Source organism: Achromobacter sp. ACM01 (assembly GCF_014851745.1).
Classification (GTDB): Bacteria; Pseudomonadota; Gammaproteobacteria; order Burkholderiales; family Burkholderiaceae_B; genus Achromobacter; species Achromobacter aegrifaciens.
Genome location: NZ_JACVAF010000002.1, coordinates 999,632 through 1,014,043, shown reverse-complemented (window position 1 = coordinate 1,014,043; position 14,412 = coordinate 999,632). Strand labels below are relative to the sequence as shown.

Genomic DNA, 14,412 nt, shown 5'->3' with positions numbered 1-14,412 from the left:
CCCCGAGGCCGTCCGATTTCACCGGATGGCGCCTCTTGCGCTATTCTCGCCGGTTGCTTGGAAATTCCCAGGCACCTGGCGTTGCGCACAGGTGCCTTCATGACCTGAAGGAAATGCATTTTGGCACCATCGGAACACGATGAACGTCGCTCAGGCGGCACGCGCGAGGCGAAGGCGAACCCGCCTTCCGAACTGCGCCGCACGCTGTCCGCGCGCCACCTGACCATGATTGCGGTGGGCGGGTCCATCGGCACCGGCCTGTTCGTGGCCTCCGGCGCGACCATCGCCAAGGCCGGCCCCGGCGGGGCGCTGCTGGGCTACGTGCTGATCGGCATCATGGTCTATTTCCTGATGACCAGCCTGGGCGAACTGGCCGCCGCGATGCCGGTTTCCGGTTCCTTTTCCACCTACGGCGCGCGCTATGTCGAGGACGGCTTCGGCTTCGCCCTGGGCTGGAACTATTGGTACAACTGGGCGGTGACCGTGGCGGTGGACCTGGTGGCGGCGCAGCTGGTCATGGCCTACTGGTTTCCGGACGTGCCGGGTTTCTATTGGAGCGCCTTGTTCCTGGCGATCACCTTCGGCCTGAACGCCATGTCGGCGCGCGGCTTCGGCGAGGCAGAGTTCTGGTTCGCGCTGATCAAGGTGATCGCGGTGCTGGCGTTCGTGGCCATGGGCGTGATGATGCTGCTGGGCATCATCCGCGGCGGAGAGACGGGCGGCCTGGCCAACTGGACCGTGGGCGATGCGCCGTTCTCAGGGGGCTTCGCGGCGCTGATCGGCGTGGCCATGGTGGTGGGCTTTTCGTTCCAGGGTACCGAGCTCATCGGCATCGCCGCCGGCGAATCCAAGGACCCGGCGCGCAACCTGCCGTGCGCGGTGCGCCAGGTCTTCTGGCGCATCCTGCTGTTCTACGTGGCGGCCATCCTGGTCATCGGCCTCTTGATTCCCTATACCGACCCGCACCTGCTGCGCAACGAGGTCGAGGACATCAGCGTCAGTCCCTTCGCGCTGATCTTCGAGCGCGCCGGCCTCCTGGGGGCGGCTTCGGTCATGAACGCGGTGGTGCTGACGTCGGTATTGTCGGCGGGCAATTCCGGCATGTACGCGGCTACACGCATGCTTTACAGCCTGGCCCGCGAAGGCAAGGCGCCGCGCATCTTCGGCCGCATCTCGCGCAGCGGCGTGCCGCTGTGGGCGCTGCTGGCGACGACGGTCGTGGCGGCGCTGTGTTTTTTCACCTTCATTTTCAGCCCCAACGCCGTCTACATCTGGCTGCTGAACACCTCCGGGATGACGGGCTTCATCGCCTGGCTGGGCATCGCCATCAGCCACTACCGGTTCCGCCGCGGCTACGTGAAGCAGGGCCATAACCTGGCCGATCTGCCGTATGTGTCGCCGTTCTTCCCGTTCGGGCCGATCTTCGCTTTCGTGCTCTGCCTGATCATCACCCTGGGGCAGAACTACCAGGCGTTCCTGCAGGACAAGATCGATTGGGGCGGCGTGGTCGCGACCTACATCGGGATTCCGCTGTTCCTGCTGATCTGGGCCGGCTACCGGCTGGCGCGCGGCTCGCGCTTCGTGAACTACCGGGACATGCATTTCCCGGATGCGCGGGCGCGTAGTGCTTATCTGGATTCAGCGCTGCGGGGCGAGCCTGCGGCGGGCGAGGCGAGGTGAGGGCTGGTCAAGCCAACGCTTCGATGACGGCCTCAGGGTTCCGTTCGATGACGTTAAGTAGTACCAGGGCAGGGCCGCGCGGTGAGCGATCACCGCGTTCCCAATGTCGCAGCGTGGCAGTCGAAAAGCCGAATCGGGCTGCGAATTGTTCCTGGGTCATTCCGACTTTGGCGCGTACGGCTTTGACGTCAACCTCGCGGGGGCGATGCAGGCGAACGCCGCGTGTATCTCCCTGCGCGTGGGCAATCGCTTCTTGCAAGCCTTGCTTGATGCCGTCGAATGCAGTGCTCATGATCTTGTTTGTCCTTTCCAGATATTCACCAGCAAAGTCACCATGCCGGCTAGCTCGTTGCGTTGGGCCTTAGTCAGATTGGCTTTATCGTTTTTCGCAAAAAGCGTCAGCAAATATAGCGGCATAAGATCATCGTGGTAGTAATAGATGATGCGCGCGCCGCCGCTCTTGCCTTGCCCGCTACGACGCCAGCGCAATTTGCGGACTCCACCGGTGCCCTCCATGATGTCTCCCGCCTTCGGATGCCCGGCCAGGTAGTCAATCAGGTCTTGACGCTCGTTTGGCAGCAATAGTCTGTCGGCAAGACGAATGTAATAGGGCAGTTCCGCAATGCCATGCATGGGTTGTCGCAAAGTTAATTCTAATCCATTGGATTAGTTCGGCAAGGTCAGACTTCCGGCATCGAGGCCAGGACGCAAGCACGTATATCAACAGCTACAGGCCAATGCGGGGCGGGCGAGCCCTTAAAACCAGACGAAAAGCAGCCCTTACGTACTGGATCATCCATCCAGCAGGTAAGGGCTGCTTTTTTTTACCCAGGATCCGGCGCCCATTCAGAGGCGCCATCGCGTATCCCGCTATTCGATGTTCTGCGCCTGTTCCCGCATCTGCTCGATCAGCAGCTTCAGGTCCATGGCGGCGCGGGTGACTTCCATGCTGCCGGCCTTGGAGCCCAGGGTGTTGGCTTCGCGGTTCATTTCCTGGAACAGGAAGTCCAGGCGCTTGCCCGCGCTGCCGGCGTTCTTTTTGCCGGAGGCGGGTTTGTCGCCGCCGTCGCCCAGCAGGTGGCGCAGTTCTTCCAGGTGCGAGCGCAGGCGGGAGAGTTCTTCGGCCACGTCGATGCGCAGGGCGAACAGGTTGGCTTCCTGGGACAGGCGTTCGGACAGTTCCGCGCCGGAAATGTGGGTGAAGCCGCCGGGGAAGGCGGATTCCACGCTTTCGCGCAGCTTGGAAGCCAGCTTGTCGCGGTGGTCCGCCAGCAGTTGGGGCAGGTGCGCCTGCACCAGCTCGACGATGCGCGCGACGCCGTCGGCGCATTCGCGCATCATGCCGGCCAGGCGTTCGCCTTCGCGCGCGCGGCCTTCCTGCAGCTGGGTCAGGGCCTGCTGGGCGGCCTGCATGCAGGCGGCGCCCCAGACTTGCGGGTCGAGCGCGTCGTTGGCGCGCTGGCCCGGCCAGTTGAACAGTTCCACCAGGCGCGGGGCGGCGATGTCGGGGAGGATGCGGCGCGCGGCCTGCAGCTGTTCGGCCAGGCTTTCGAGCCAGGCCGGTTCCAGTTTGGACAGGTCGGTGCTGGCGTTGCGCGTGTAGGAAACGCGGATTTCGACCTTGCCGCGCGCCAGATTGGCGGTCAGCAATTCGCGCAGCGGCGTTTCCACGTGGCGCAATTCGTCGGGCAGGCGGAAGTAGAGGTCAAGGAAGCGGCTGTTGACGCTGCGGAATTCGAGCGCAAGCGTGCCTTGCTCGAGATCTGCGCGGGCGTTGCCGAAGGCGGTCATGCTGCGAATCATGATGTGCGTGTCCTGGTAATGCTTTTTATTGGGAACCGGCGGGTGTGCGCGCCAGCCGGTTTTTCGGCGCGGACCCTTTCATTTGTACCGGTTATATCGCGGCAGGATACTCCAAGCGGCGTTTTCCTGCGGCGCCACCCCGTACAATGCGGCGGATCTAAGCCACGTCTGGAGTTTGCCTGTGACCACTACCCCCGCCATCGCCCGTCCTTCGGGCCGCGCCGTCGACGAACTGCGGCCGTTCAGCCTGGAGCGCGGGTTCACGCGCTACGCCGAAGGTTCGGTGCTGGTGAAGGCCGGCAACACCCATGTGCTGTGCACGGCCAGCGTACTTGAGAAGGTACCGCCTTTTCTGAAGGGCAAGGGGGAAGGCTGGGTAACGGCTGAATACGGCATGTTGCCGCGCGCCACCCATACGCGCGGCGACCGCGAGGCCGCGCGCGGCAAGCAGAGCGGCCGCACCCAGGAAATCCAGCGCCTGATCGGCCGCAGTCTGCGGGCCGTGTTCGACATGAAGGCGCTGGGCGAACGCACGCTGCACCTGGACTGCGACGTGCTGCAGGCCGACGGCGGTACGCGCTGCGCCAGCATTACCGGCGCCTGGGTGGCCGCGGCCGACGCCGTCGCGTTGCTGATGCAGCGGGGCGACCTCGCCGCCAACCCGATCCGCGATGCGGTGGCAGCGGTGTCGGTCGGCTTGGTACAAGGTCGCGCGGTGCTGGACCTGGATTACGAGGAAGACTCGGCCTGCGACGCCGACGTGAACGTGATCATGACCGGCAGCGGCGCATTCGTGGAAGTGCAGGGCACGGGCGAGGGCGCCACCTTCACCCGCGCGGAACTGGACACGATGCTGGTGTTGGCCGAAAGCGGCATCGCCGGCCTGGTGCGGGCGCAGCGCGCGGCGCTGGCCTGATCGGCGCCAAAAGAAACGGGTTGGACGCGCACCCCGCGGCCAACCCGTAGATTCGTCTGCAGGCTTTACTTCGACGCCAGCAGCATTCCCATTTTTTCCGCCTTTTCCAGATTCCAGATCGCGGCGATCAGCCCGCGCAGCTCTTGCTCGGTAGCGGCGTCCGCGTAGCGGCCCAGGCTTAGCGTCTTGTCCTCGATTTCCGCCCGGCTCAGGGTATTGCCCGGATCGCCCTTGGGTTCATCCACGCGGCCATGCAGCTTGCGGCCGTCGCGGGTGTAGACCGTGACCTTGCCGATCCAGCGCTGAGGGTAGGCCCCGTCGACCTCCGGGTCGAGTTCCATTTCGACCTTGCCGCGGAACGTGGCCACGCCCGGATCGTCCAGGCCGGCATCGAATTCCGCCAGGCCTGCGCGGCCCTGGCGGGCGATCAGGGCCAGGACGGTGCCCATCGAGAACTTGGACTGGTGCACGGTCTGCGGATTGACTACCGGCCCCAGCACGTCGATGGCGCCCTGGTGCACGTGGGCCACGACGCGCTCGATGTCGGCTTCGGTCAGCTTGTTGTCGCGCAGCGCTTGCTGTAGCGCGTCGGCAGCGGGGTGGGTGTGGCGGCAGGAAGCGTGGAACTTGAACGAGGTCTCGGCCAGCGCCCAGCGTTCGCCCAAGCGGTCGCACAGGCGGCTCGGGTCGGCGTCGGTGGACATGCCGGCCGCCATGCCCTGCGGACCTTCCAGGATGTGGCGCGCGCCGGTGAAACCTTCGCGCGCCAGATAGGCGGCGGTGATGCCGTCGGCCGCGGCCTTGGCGGTGTGCAGTTGCTTGGAGTCGGCGGCGTCGCGCAGGAACTCCCAGAGGCCCGCAGCCTGCGTGCCGGCCGAGCCCAGCGCGTGCAGCATTTCCTCGGGGGACAGGTTCAGCAGCCGGCCGGCGGTGACGGCGGCGGCCAGCGTGCCTGCGGTGCCGGTGGTGTGGAAGATCTTGTAGTGCGAACGGCCCAGGAATTCGCCGACGCGGATTCCCACTTCGTAGCCCGCAACAGACGCGACCAGCAGGTCGCGGCCCGAGCGGCCCAGCGCTTGCGCCACGGCCAGCGCAGGCGGGAACACCACGGCGGCGGGGTGGAACACGGAACCGTTGTGCACGTCGTCCTGCTCGACCACGTGGGCGGCCGCCGCGTTGACCATGGCGGCGAACAGCGGCGTGGTGCGGCGGCGGGTGATCAGGACTTCGCTGGGGCCGTCGGCCGGACCCATGGCGGCGGCGTAGCGGTCGATGGCCTGCACCGCGCGCGCCGAAGCGCCCGCCAGAATGGACGCCAGGCAGTCCAGCAACAGGTCCTCGGCGCGGCGCAGCACCGGCGCCGGGATGTCTTCATAGCGCAGGTTGGCGGCGAAGGCCGCGAGTTCGGCGCTCAGGTGCGGGATATCTTTGGCAGCGGTCATTGATGTCGGGGTCCGGTCAGAAGGAGCGGGGCAGGCCCAGGATGTGTTCGGCCACGTAGGACAGGATCAGGTTGGTCGAGATCGGCGCGACCTGATACAGGCGGGTTTCGCGGAACTTGCGCTCCACATCGTATTCCGTGGCGAAGCCGAAGCCGCCGTGGAATTGCAGGCAGGCATTGGCGGCTTCCCAGGACGCGTCGGCAGCCAGCAGCTTGGCCATGTTGGCTTGTGCGCCGCAGGGCTCGTGGGCGTCGAACAGGCGGCAGGCTTCGTAGCGCATCAGGCTGGCGGCTTCGACGTTGATGTGGGCGCGGGCGATGGGGAACTGCACGCCCTGGTTCTGGCCGATGGGGCGGCCGAACACCATGCGTTCCTTGGCGTAGGCGGTGACCTTGTCCACGAACCAGTAGCCGTCGCCGATGCACTCGGCGGCGATCAGGGTGCGTTCGGCGTTCAGTCCGTCCAGGATGTACTTGAAACCCTTGCCTTCCTCGCCGATCAGGTTTTCCTCGGGGATTTCCAGGTTGTCGAAGAACAGCTCGTTGGTCTCGTGGTTGACCATGTTGGGGATCGGCCGGATCGACATGCCGTGCTTCACCGCATGATGCAGGTCCACCAGGAAGATGGACATGCCTTCCGACTTGCGCGTGACCTGGTCCAGCGGCGTGGTGCGCGCCAGCAGGATCATCAGGTCGGAGTGCTGCACGCGCGAGATCCAGACCTTCTGGCCGTTGATGACGTAGCGGTCGCCGCGCTTGACCGCGGTGGTCTTGATCTTGGTCGTGTCGGTGCCGGTGGTGGGTTCGGTGACGCCCATGGACTGCAGGCGCAGTTCGCCGGCGGCGATGCGCGGCAGGTACTCGCGCTTCTGGGCTTCGGAGCCGTGGCGCAGCAGCGTGCCCATGTTGTACATCTGGCCGTGGCAGGCGCCGGAATTGCCGCCGCTGCGGTTGATTTCTTCCATGATGACAGACGCTTCGGTCAGGCCCAGGCCGGAGCCGCCGTATTCCTGCGGGATCAGCGCGGCCAGCCAGCCGGCTTCGGTCAGCGCGCGGACGAAGGCTTCGGGATAGCCGCGTTCTTCATCGACCTTGCGGAAGTATTCGGAGGGGAACTGGGCGCAGAGATCGCGCACGGCTTCGCGGATGTCCTGATAGGCGTGGGAGGCGTTGGTCATGATGCTGTTTTCTGTATGGGTAATGGATCGGTACACCGTGGAATGTGCCGCATGCCGCCGCCCCTGCCAATTCACAATTGCTTAATACGGGGTTCGGTTTCATGACGGGAGTTTGTCATCCCGGCGCCGGGGTTGTGTCAAGAAATTGCCAAACTGGGTGTCCATAATCCATGCGAACGCCGCCGCTGGCGGCAGGTTTTGTATGGACTGATATGCGGAAAAACATCAGGGTCACGACGGCGTTGTCGGCCATTCTTGCGTTGTTCGTGGTGCTGTTCGCGCTGGCGGCAGCGGCAGGAATCTCGGTGCTGCGGGAAAACCGGACGGACATAGAAGCGCTGGGCCGGGGCAGCATCGAACGGGCAGGCGACCTGGCGGACATGACCAGCCGGCTGTTCCAGGCGCGCGCGGCGCTGACGGATGCCAAGACGGCGATGGAAGGCGGGCTGGAAGAGGCGCGCAACGAGTCGCTGGCGCACGCCGAGGCGCTGCTCAAGCAGGCCGGGGAAAGCCTGGGACGCTTGCGCGCCAATCCCGACATCAGCGCCGAGGGCGCGCCGTTGTTCGATGGCGTATTGGCGGCCTACGCCGCCTTCGCGGACAAGACGCTGGCGCCCATGCATGCGGCGATCAAGGGCTGGAACGGGATCGAGGTGAACCGCCTGGTGGACAAGGCGCTGCCGGCCAGCGGCGCTGCCTACGTCAAGCAGGCCGACGCCTACCAGACCTACGCCCGCGATCAGGGGCAGGCGGCCGTGGCCAGCGCCAGCCTCACGCTGCAGCGGGTGATCGCGGTGGCGGCCGGGGTGCTGGCGCTGGTGCTGCTGTTGGCTGTGCTGATCCGCCTGGCGTTCCGCCGCAGCATCCTGCGGCCGCTGAATGAAGCAGGGGCGCATTTCGACCGCATCGCCGACGGCGACCTCACGGGTGCGATCGCCATGCGCGGCGACAACGAGATCGGTGTCCTGTACAGCGCCATGCGGCGCATGCAGAAAGGGCTGTCGGCGGCAGTGGCCTCGGTGCGCCATGGCGTCGAGGAAATCCATACCGGTTCCGGCGAGATCGCCGCGGGCGGGGCGGACATGTCGGACCGTACCGCGCGTCAGGCGGGCTCGCTGCAGGAAGCGTCGGCCAACATGATGCAGCTGGCGCAAACGGTGCAGCTGACCGCCGGCAACGCCGACCTGGCCAGCCGCCAGGCGCTGGGCGCGACCCAGCTGGCGCAGCGCGGCGGCGCGGCGGTGGAGGAAGTGGTGCAGAGCATGCAGGGCATCGCCGAAAGCGCCCGCCGCATCGGCGAGATCGTGGGCGTGGTCGACAGCATCGCGTTCCAGACCAACATCCTGGCGCTCAATGCCGCGGTGGAAGCGGCGCGCGCGGGAGAGCAGGGAAAGGGCTTTGCCGTGGTGGCGGGCGAGGTGCGCTCGCTCGCCCAGCGCAGCGCGCAGGCCGCCAAGGAAATCAAGGGCCTGATCGAGGACTCCGCGGCGCGCGTGGAGGCGGGCGTGCGTCAGGTCAGCGTGGCCGGCGACACCATGCGCGACATGATGCAATCGGTGGACCGGGTCACGCAGATCGTGGCCGAGATTTCCAGCGCGACGGCCGAGCAGGCGGCGGGCATCGCCTCGGTGAACCATGCGGTGGCGGACATCGAACGCTCGACGCAGGAGAATGCCGCCATGGTGGAGCAGACCGCGGCCGCTGCCGCCGCGCTGGAAGCCCAGGCGCAGGGTCTGCGCCGGGCCGTGGCGGTGTTCCAGATCGCCCAGCCGGCCGATGGCGCGGCCGGGCAGGGTTCAGCTATCCAGCTGCGGCAGGATGCCGCCGGTGTAGCGCTCGGCCACCAGCGACAGGTTCCCGTGCTTGACCTTGTGCTTGACGTGAGCGGCGGCCGACGCGATGTCCTCAGGGCGGATGCGCTCGCATAGTGATGGCGTGACGGTGAGGGCGCCCACGCCCAGCGTCACGAAGGGAAAGAAGCGCGGCACGCCGTAGCGGTCCTCGGCCTCGATCCCGCCGTTGCGGCGGCCCTGGTCGTCGTACAGGTCCATGGCGCGGTCGTTGAATTCCGCGATGATGCGCTGGGCGCGCGCCATCCAGTCGGGGCTGCGCAACAGCACCACGAAGTCATCGCCGCCCACATGGCCGACGAAGTCGCGCTGCGGATCGCAGTGGCGCTTGATGACTTCGGCGGTCAACATGATCATGTCGTCGCCGCGCCAATAGCCATAGACGTCGTTGAAGGGCTTGAAGTTGTTCAGGTCGCCATAGCAGATGGTGAAGTCGTCGGCGTCTTCGAGCAGCGTGGCGATGTGGCGGCTGATGGGGATGTTGCCAGGCAGCGAGGTCAGCGGATTGGCGTAGCGCGCCGCCTCGATGCGCATCTCGGTGACCGAGCGCACCAAGGTTTCGCCGGTGGCCAGGCCGTCGTAGCGGCCTTCGCGCGTGATGATCAGGCCGTCCATCAGATAGCGCTGGTCTTCCGAGATCAGCACGTGGCTCAACTGGTCGATGGATACGTTCAGGTCCACCAGCACCGGTTCGGCATTCATGAAGGTGGAGCAGGCGTCCCGCCCGAACAGCTCGCGCGTGTAGCGCTGGGCGTAATGTTCCGAGAAATCGCGCCGGTTGATGATGCCGACCGGCCGGTTGTCGTCGTCGATCACCGCCACCGCGTGCATTTCCTTGTGTTCGATGAACAGCCGGTGCACGTCGTCATTGGTGTGTCCGGTCAGCCGTACCGCCGGCGCTTCGACGCGCAGGCTGGCCGCCGTGCCGCCGACGCCGCGGGCGGGCGTTGCGGCCGGCGCGCGTTGGCGCAGCGAATCGCGCAGCGGCGGCGCCAGCTCGGTCAGCAGCATTTCCTCCGGCCGGCCCAGCAGCCAGCCTTGCGCGTAGCGGATGTCCAGCTCGCGCACCACGGCCAGGTCCTCGGCGGTCTCGATGCCTTCGGCAACGATGGTGGTGCCCAGGTGCTGCGCCACTTTCAGGATGGCGCGCACCATGTTCTGCTTGCGCTCGTCCTGGCCGATGCCGTCGAAGAAATAGCGGTCGATCTTGACCAGGTCCGGCTGCATCTCGGCCCAGAGCTGCAGATTGGAGTTGCCCACGCCGTAGTCGTCCAGCGCGACACGCATGCCATGCGCCCGCAGGCAGGCAAATGCGCTGGACAGCTCCGCCATGTGCTCGGACAGCGGATCCTGCTCGGTGAGTTCGACGATGATGCTGGAAGGCGCGAGCGAACAATTCTTGAGCAGGCGCTCGGGCATTTCCTCGCCCCACAGGGTCCAGTAGTGCAGCAGCGCCGAACCGGACAGGTTCAGGAACAGCATGCCGGAGGCGTCGTGCTGGTGAAAGCCCTGCGCGCCGGCGCGGAAGCTCGCCAGCTCCAGCTGCGGATGCAGGCCCTGGCGGCGGGCCTCGGCGAACAAGGCGTCGGGAAAGTGCAGGGCGGTGTCGACGGGGCCGCGGATCAGGCTTTCATGGCCGTAGATGCGGCTGTGCGAAAGATCGACCACGGGCTGGAAGCGTGGGCGCAGCAGCCGTTCCCGCAGGATGCCAGCCAGGCTCACGTGCGCTGACGCGCTGTCCAGGGGGGATGAGGGCGCGCGGGCCGCTACCGGCCGGGGCAAAGCGTGAATGGGGTCCATCGCCGGTGCGTTCAGATACTATCAGTGACAAGTTTGATCATGTTGACAACAAAATATGTCCGCGTTGTTTCGTCGATGGCAGGCGCGCCATATTCAATTAGGGTCAGTATCACTGTCAACCCTGGCGCAAGGTATATCCTTTCGCCTCGCGGGGGCATGCCGCCCGCGGGCGGCGGATGGGGCCCGCGCCCTATACAATTTGCCCCATGACTGCTCCCAAGATTCCCGATTCCCTGCGCCGCGTGGTGCTCGCCTCCAACAATGCCGGCAAGCTGCGCGAGTTTTCCGCCCTGTTCGCGCCCCTGGGCATCGAGCTTGTGCCCCAGGGCGAACTGGGCGTGCCCGAGGCCGAAGAGCCGCACGTGACGTTCGTCGAGAACGCGCTGGCCAAGGCTCGCCATGCCAGCCGCCTGACGGGACTGCCGGCCCTGGCCGACGATTCCGGCCTGTGCGTCGCGGCGCTGGATGGCGCGCCTGGCGTGTATTCGGCGCGCTATGCCAAGATGCTGGGCGGCGAAAAATCCGATCAGGCCAACAACGAACTGCTGGTGCGCAATCTGGCCGGCGTGACCGACCGCAGCGCCTGGTACGTGGCGGTGCTGGCGCTGGTGCGTTCCGAGAACGATCCGCAGCCCCTGATAGGCGAAGGCCTGTGGCATGGCGAGATCATCGACCAGCCCGAAGGCGCCAACGGCTTTGGCTACGATCCGCATTTCTACCTGCCCGACCAGGCCCTGACCGCCGCCGCCCTGGAGCCCGAGGAAAAGAACCGGCTGAGCCATCGCGCCCGCGCCCTGCGCGAACTGTTGAGCAAGCTGAGCCAGGCTTGACTAGGGCGCCGCGTGGCGCCCGGTTCAGGAATTACGCATGTCCATCATCATTCCCATCCGCAACGACATGGGCGCGCAACCGTCGCGCCTGAAGCTGCCGGCCGGCGCCACGCTGACCAGCCTGCCGCCGCTGTCCGTCTATGTGCACGTGCCGTGGTGCGTGCGCAAATGTCCCTATTGCGACTTCAATTCCCACGCGGCGCCGGGCGAAATCCCGGAACGCGCCTATCTGGATGCCCTGCGCAGCGATCTGGAGCAGGCGCTGCCTTCGATCTGGGGGCGGCAGGTGGTATCCGTCTTCATCGGCGGAGGCACGCCCAGCCTGCTGTCGTCCGAAGGACTGGACGAACTGCTGGCGATGCTGCGCGCCTGTCTGAACCTGTGGCCCGACGCCGAAATCACCATGGAAGCCAATCCCGGCACGGCCGAGGCCGGGCGTTTCCGCGACTACGCCGCCAGCGGCGTGACGCGGTTTTCGCTGGGGATCCAGAGTTTCGACGATGCGCAGCTGAAGAAGCTGGGCCGCATCCATGACAGCACGCAGGCGAGGGCGGCGATCGAGATGGCGCAGCGTGCGGTCTCGCGCGTCAACCTGGACATGATGTTCGCCTTGCCCGGCCAGACTCTGGAGGCCTGTGTGGCCGATCTGCGGCAGGCCGTGGCTTTTGGCACCGAGCACCTGTCGCTCTATCACCTGACGATGGAGCCCAATACCGTCTTCGCCAAGTTCCCCCCCCAGGACCTGCCCGACGACGACACCAGCGCCGCCATGCAGGACGCGGTGGAGGCCGAGCTGGCGGCGGCCGGCCTTGCCCGCTATGAGGTTTCCGCCTACGCGAAGCCCGGCGCGCGCTGCCGGCACAATCTGAATTACTGGGAATTTGGCGATTACCTGGGCCTGGGCCCGGGGGCGCACGGCAAGCTGTCCTTCCATGACCGCATCGTGCGCGAAGCGCGGCTGCGCGGGCCCGACTCGTGGATGCAGGCCGCCATGGCCCGCGACGGCAGCCACATCGCCGAAAGCCGCCAGGTCGGGCCGGACGAACTGCCGTTCGAGTTCATGCTGAACGCCCTGCGCCTGAAGGACGGCGTAGCCGCCACCGCGTTCAACGAGCGTACCGGCCTGTCGCTGGCCGCCATTGCGCACCAATTGGAGGCGGCCTCCAAGCGCGGGCTGTTGGACGCCGATCCGACCCGGCTGCGGGCGACTCCATTGGGCTGGAGATTCCTCAACGACCTGCAGGAAATGTTCCTGTAGCGTTCATGCACCATAGTGGGGCAATCATGCTCCACTATTTGCACCATGATGGTGCTACATTTTCCCATGATCGAGCCGATTTCCCCGGGGAATCCCGGAGAGGAAACCTGGCACGCTTATTGCTTCCCTCTTTTATGCCAGTCGACGGGCAAAGCCCTCGACCTTTTTATCTAATGGAGATGACATGGCAAGCCCGAAAGATGTCCTGAAACAGATCGCCGACAACGAAGTCAAATTCGTGGATTTCCGCTTTACCGATACGATTGGCCGTGAGCACCACATTTCGGTGCCGATCAGCCAGATCGACGAAGACAAGCTGGAAAGCGGGCAGGCCTTCGACGGTTCGTCGATCCCGGGCTGGAAGGGCATCGAAGCCTCCGACATGCTGCTCATCCCCGACCTGTCCACCGCCAACCTGGATCCGTTCCGCGAAGAGCCGACCATGATCCTGTCGTGCGACGTGGTCGAACCTTCCGACCTGAAGGGCTACGACCGCGACCCGCGCTCGCTGGCCAAGCGCGCCGAAGCCTACCTGAAGTCCTCCGGCCTGGGCGACACCGCCTACTTCGGTCCGGAACCCGAATTCTTCGTCTTCGACGGCGTGACCTGGAACAGCGACATGTCCGGCACCTTCGTCAAGATCAAGTCCGAAGAAGCCCCCTGGTCCTCGGGCCTGGAATTCGAAGGCGGCAACACCGGCCACCGTCCCACCGTCAAGGGCGGCTACTTCCCCGTGCCCCCGGTCGACTCGTTCCAGGACATGCGTTCGGAAATGTGCCTGCTGATGGAACAGATGGGCGTGCCGGTCGAAGTGCACCACCATGAAGTGGCCGGCGCCGGCCAGCTCGAAATCGGCACCAAGTTCAGCACGCTGGTGCAGCGCGCCGACTGGACGCAGATCGTCAAGTACGTGATCCACAACGTGGCCCACGCCTACGGCAAGACCGCCACGTTCATGCCCAAGCCCATCGTCGGCGACAACGGCTCCGGCATGCACGTCCACCAGTCCATTTGGAAGGACGGCCAGAACCTGTTCGCGGGCAACGGCTACGCCGGCCTGTCGGAATTCGCGCTGTACTACATCGGCGGCATCATCAAGCACGCCCGCGCGCTGAACGCCATCACCAACCCCGGTACCAACTCGTACAAGCGCCTGGTTCCGCACTACGAAGCGCCCGTGAAGCTGGCTTACTCGGCCCGCAACCGTTCGGCCTCGATCCGTATTCCGTACGTCGGCAACCCGAAGGGCCGCCGCGTCGAAGCGCGCTTCCCGGACCCCCTGGCCAACCCGTACCTGGCTTTCTCGGCGCTGATGATGGCCGGCCTGGACGGCGTGCAGAACAAGATTCACCCCGGCGATCCCGCCGACAAGAACCTGTACGACCTGCCGCCGGAAGAAGACGCCAAGATCCCGACGGTCTGCGCCTCGCTGGAACAGGCTCTGGAAGCGCTGGACAACGACCGCGAGTTCCTGACCCGCGGCGGCGTGTTCAGCAACGACATGCTCACGGCCTACATCGACCTGAAGATGGCCGATGTGAACCGTCTGCGCATGACGCCGCACCCGGTCGAGTTCGACATGTACTACAGCCTCTAATGTCCTGAGGCAGTGGCTGGAGGTGGCGCGATGATGCAGGCAGAAACCAGGGCCGGCAG

The 14,412-nt window shown here is 65.7% G+C and carries 11 protein-coding genes and 1 pseudogene; 6 read left to right on the top strand and 6 right to left on the bottom strand.

The window, feature by feature from the left end:
* The first annotated feature begins 120 nt into the window (after positions 1–120).
* Positions 121–1,680, top strand: coding sequence for an amino acid permease (locus tag IB268_RS13045; RefSeq protein ID WP_192354353.1), 1,560 nt, complete (start codon positions 121–123; stop codon positions 1,678–1,680).
* Between the two features lie 7 nt (positions 1,681–1,687).
* On the opposite strand, the gene IB268_RS13040 is transcribed toward IB268_RS13045, so the two are convergent.
* From IB268_RS13040 to IB268_RS13030, 3 genes are all read right to left on the bottom strand, one after another.
* The gene (locus IB268_RS13040) at positions 1,688–1,972 is read right to left on the bottom strand and encodes a DNA-binding transcriptional regulator (RefSeq protein WP_082400972.1); all 285 of its coding nucleotides are present in this window, start codon (positions 1,970–1,972) and stop codon (positions 1,688–1,690) included.
* Complete coding sequence (locus tag IB268_RS13035) at positions 1,969–2,313, bottom strand: type II toxin-antitoxin system RelE/ParE family toxin (RefSeq protein WP_125471847.1); 345 nt, start codon at positions 2,311–2,313, stop codon at positions 1,969–1,971. The genes IB268_RS13040 and IB268_RS13035 overlap by 4 nt, the downstream gene beginning before the upstream one ends.
* A 237-nt stretch (positions 2,314–2,550) precedes the next feature.
* The gene (locus IB268_RS13030; RefSeq protein ID WP_192327987.1) at positions 2,551–3,483 is read right to left on the bottom strand and encodes a YicC/YloC family endoribonuclease; all 933 of its coding nucleotides are present in this window, start codon (positions 3,481–3,483) and stop codon (positions 2,551–2,553) included.
* A 181-nt stretch (positions 3,484–3,664) separates the two neighbouring features.
* On the opposite strand from IB268_RS13030, the gene rph reads away from it, so the two are divergent.
* Complete coding sequence (gene rph, locus IB268_RS13025) at positions 3,665–4,399, top strand: ribonuclease PH (RefSeq protein ID WP_054454085.1); 735 nt, start codon at positions 3,665–3,667, stop codon at positions 4,397–4,399.
* Between the two features lie 65 nt (positions 4,400–4,464).
* Here the strand turns inward: rph and IB268_RS13020 are convergent, their stop codons facing one another.
* Together IB268_RS13020 and IB268_RS13015 are read right to left on the bottom strand one after the other, a co-directional pair.
* Positions 4,465–5,841, bottom strand: a complete 1,377-nt coding sequence (locus IB268_RS13020) for an MmgE/PrpD family protein (RefSeq protein WP_175181005.1) — start codon at positions 5,839–5,841, stop codon at positions 4,465–4,467.
* Positions 5,842–5,857: 16 nt separating this feature from the next.
* A complete protein-coding gene (locus tag IB268_RS13015) occupies positions 5,858–7,018 on the bottom strand; it encodes an acyl-CoA dehydrogenase family protein (protein ID WP_054454089.1) in 1,161 nt (386 codons plus the stop codon).
* A 170-nt stretch (positions 7,019–7,188) separates the two neighbouring features.
* Between IB268_RS13015 and IB268_RS13010 the strand changes: the two are divergent.
* Positions 7,189–8,664 (top strand): annotated as a pseudogene (locus tag IB268_RS13010) (methyl-accepting chemotaxis protein); the annotation flags it as partial.
* A 150-nt stretch (positions 8,665–8,814) separates the two neighbouring features.
* On the opposite strand, the gene IB268_RS13005 reads toward IB268_RS13010, so the two are convergent.
* The gene (locus IB268_RS13005; RefSeq protein WP_225588736.1) at positions 8,815–10,668 is read right to left on the bottom strand and encodes an EAL domain-containing protein; all 1,854 of its coding nucleotides are present in this window, start codon (positions 10,666–10,668) and stop codon (positions 8,815–8,817) included.
* A 206-nt stretch (positions 10,669–10,874) separates the two neighbouring features.
* On the opposite strand from IB268_RS13005, the gene rdgB reads away from it, so the two are divergent.
* From rdgB to glnA, 3 genes are all read left to right on the top strand, one after another.
* Positions 10,875–11,498, top strand: a complete 624-nt coding sequence (gene rdgB / locus IB268_RS13000; RefSeq protein WP_192354352.1) for an RdgB/HAM1 family non-canonical purine NTP pyrophosphatase — start codon at positions 10,875–10,877, stop codon at positions 11,496–11,498.
* Between the two features lie 37 nt (positions 11,499–11,535).
* Complete coding sequence (hemW, locus tag IB268_RS12995; RefSeq protein ID WP_192354351.1) at positions 11,536–12,756, top strand: radical SAM family heme chaperone HemW; 1,221 nt, start codon at positions 11,536–11,538, stop codon at positions 12,754–12,756.
* A 184-nt stretch (positions 12,757–12,940) separates the two neighbouring features.
* Complete coding sequence (gene glnA / locus IB268_RS12990; RefSeq protein WP_054454097.1) at positions 12,941–14,353, top strand: type I glutamate--ammonia ligase; 1,413 nt, start codon at positions 12,941–12,943, stop codon at positions 14,351–14,353.
* Positions 14,354–14,412: the final 59 nt, after the last annotated feature.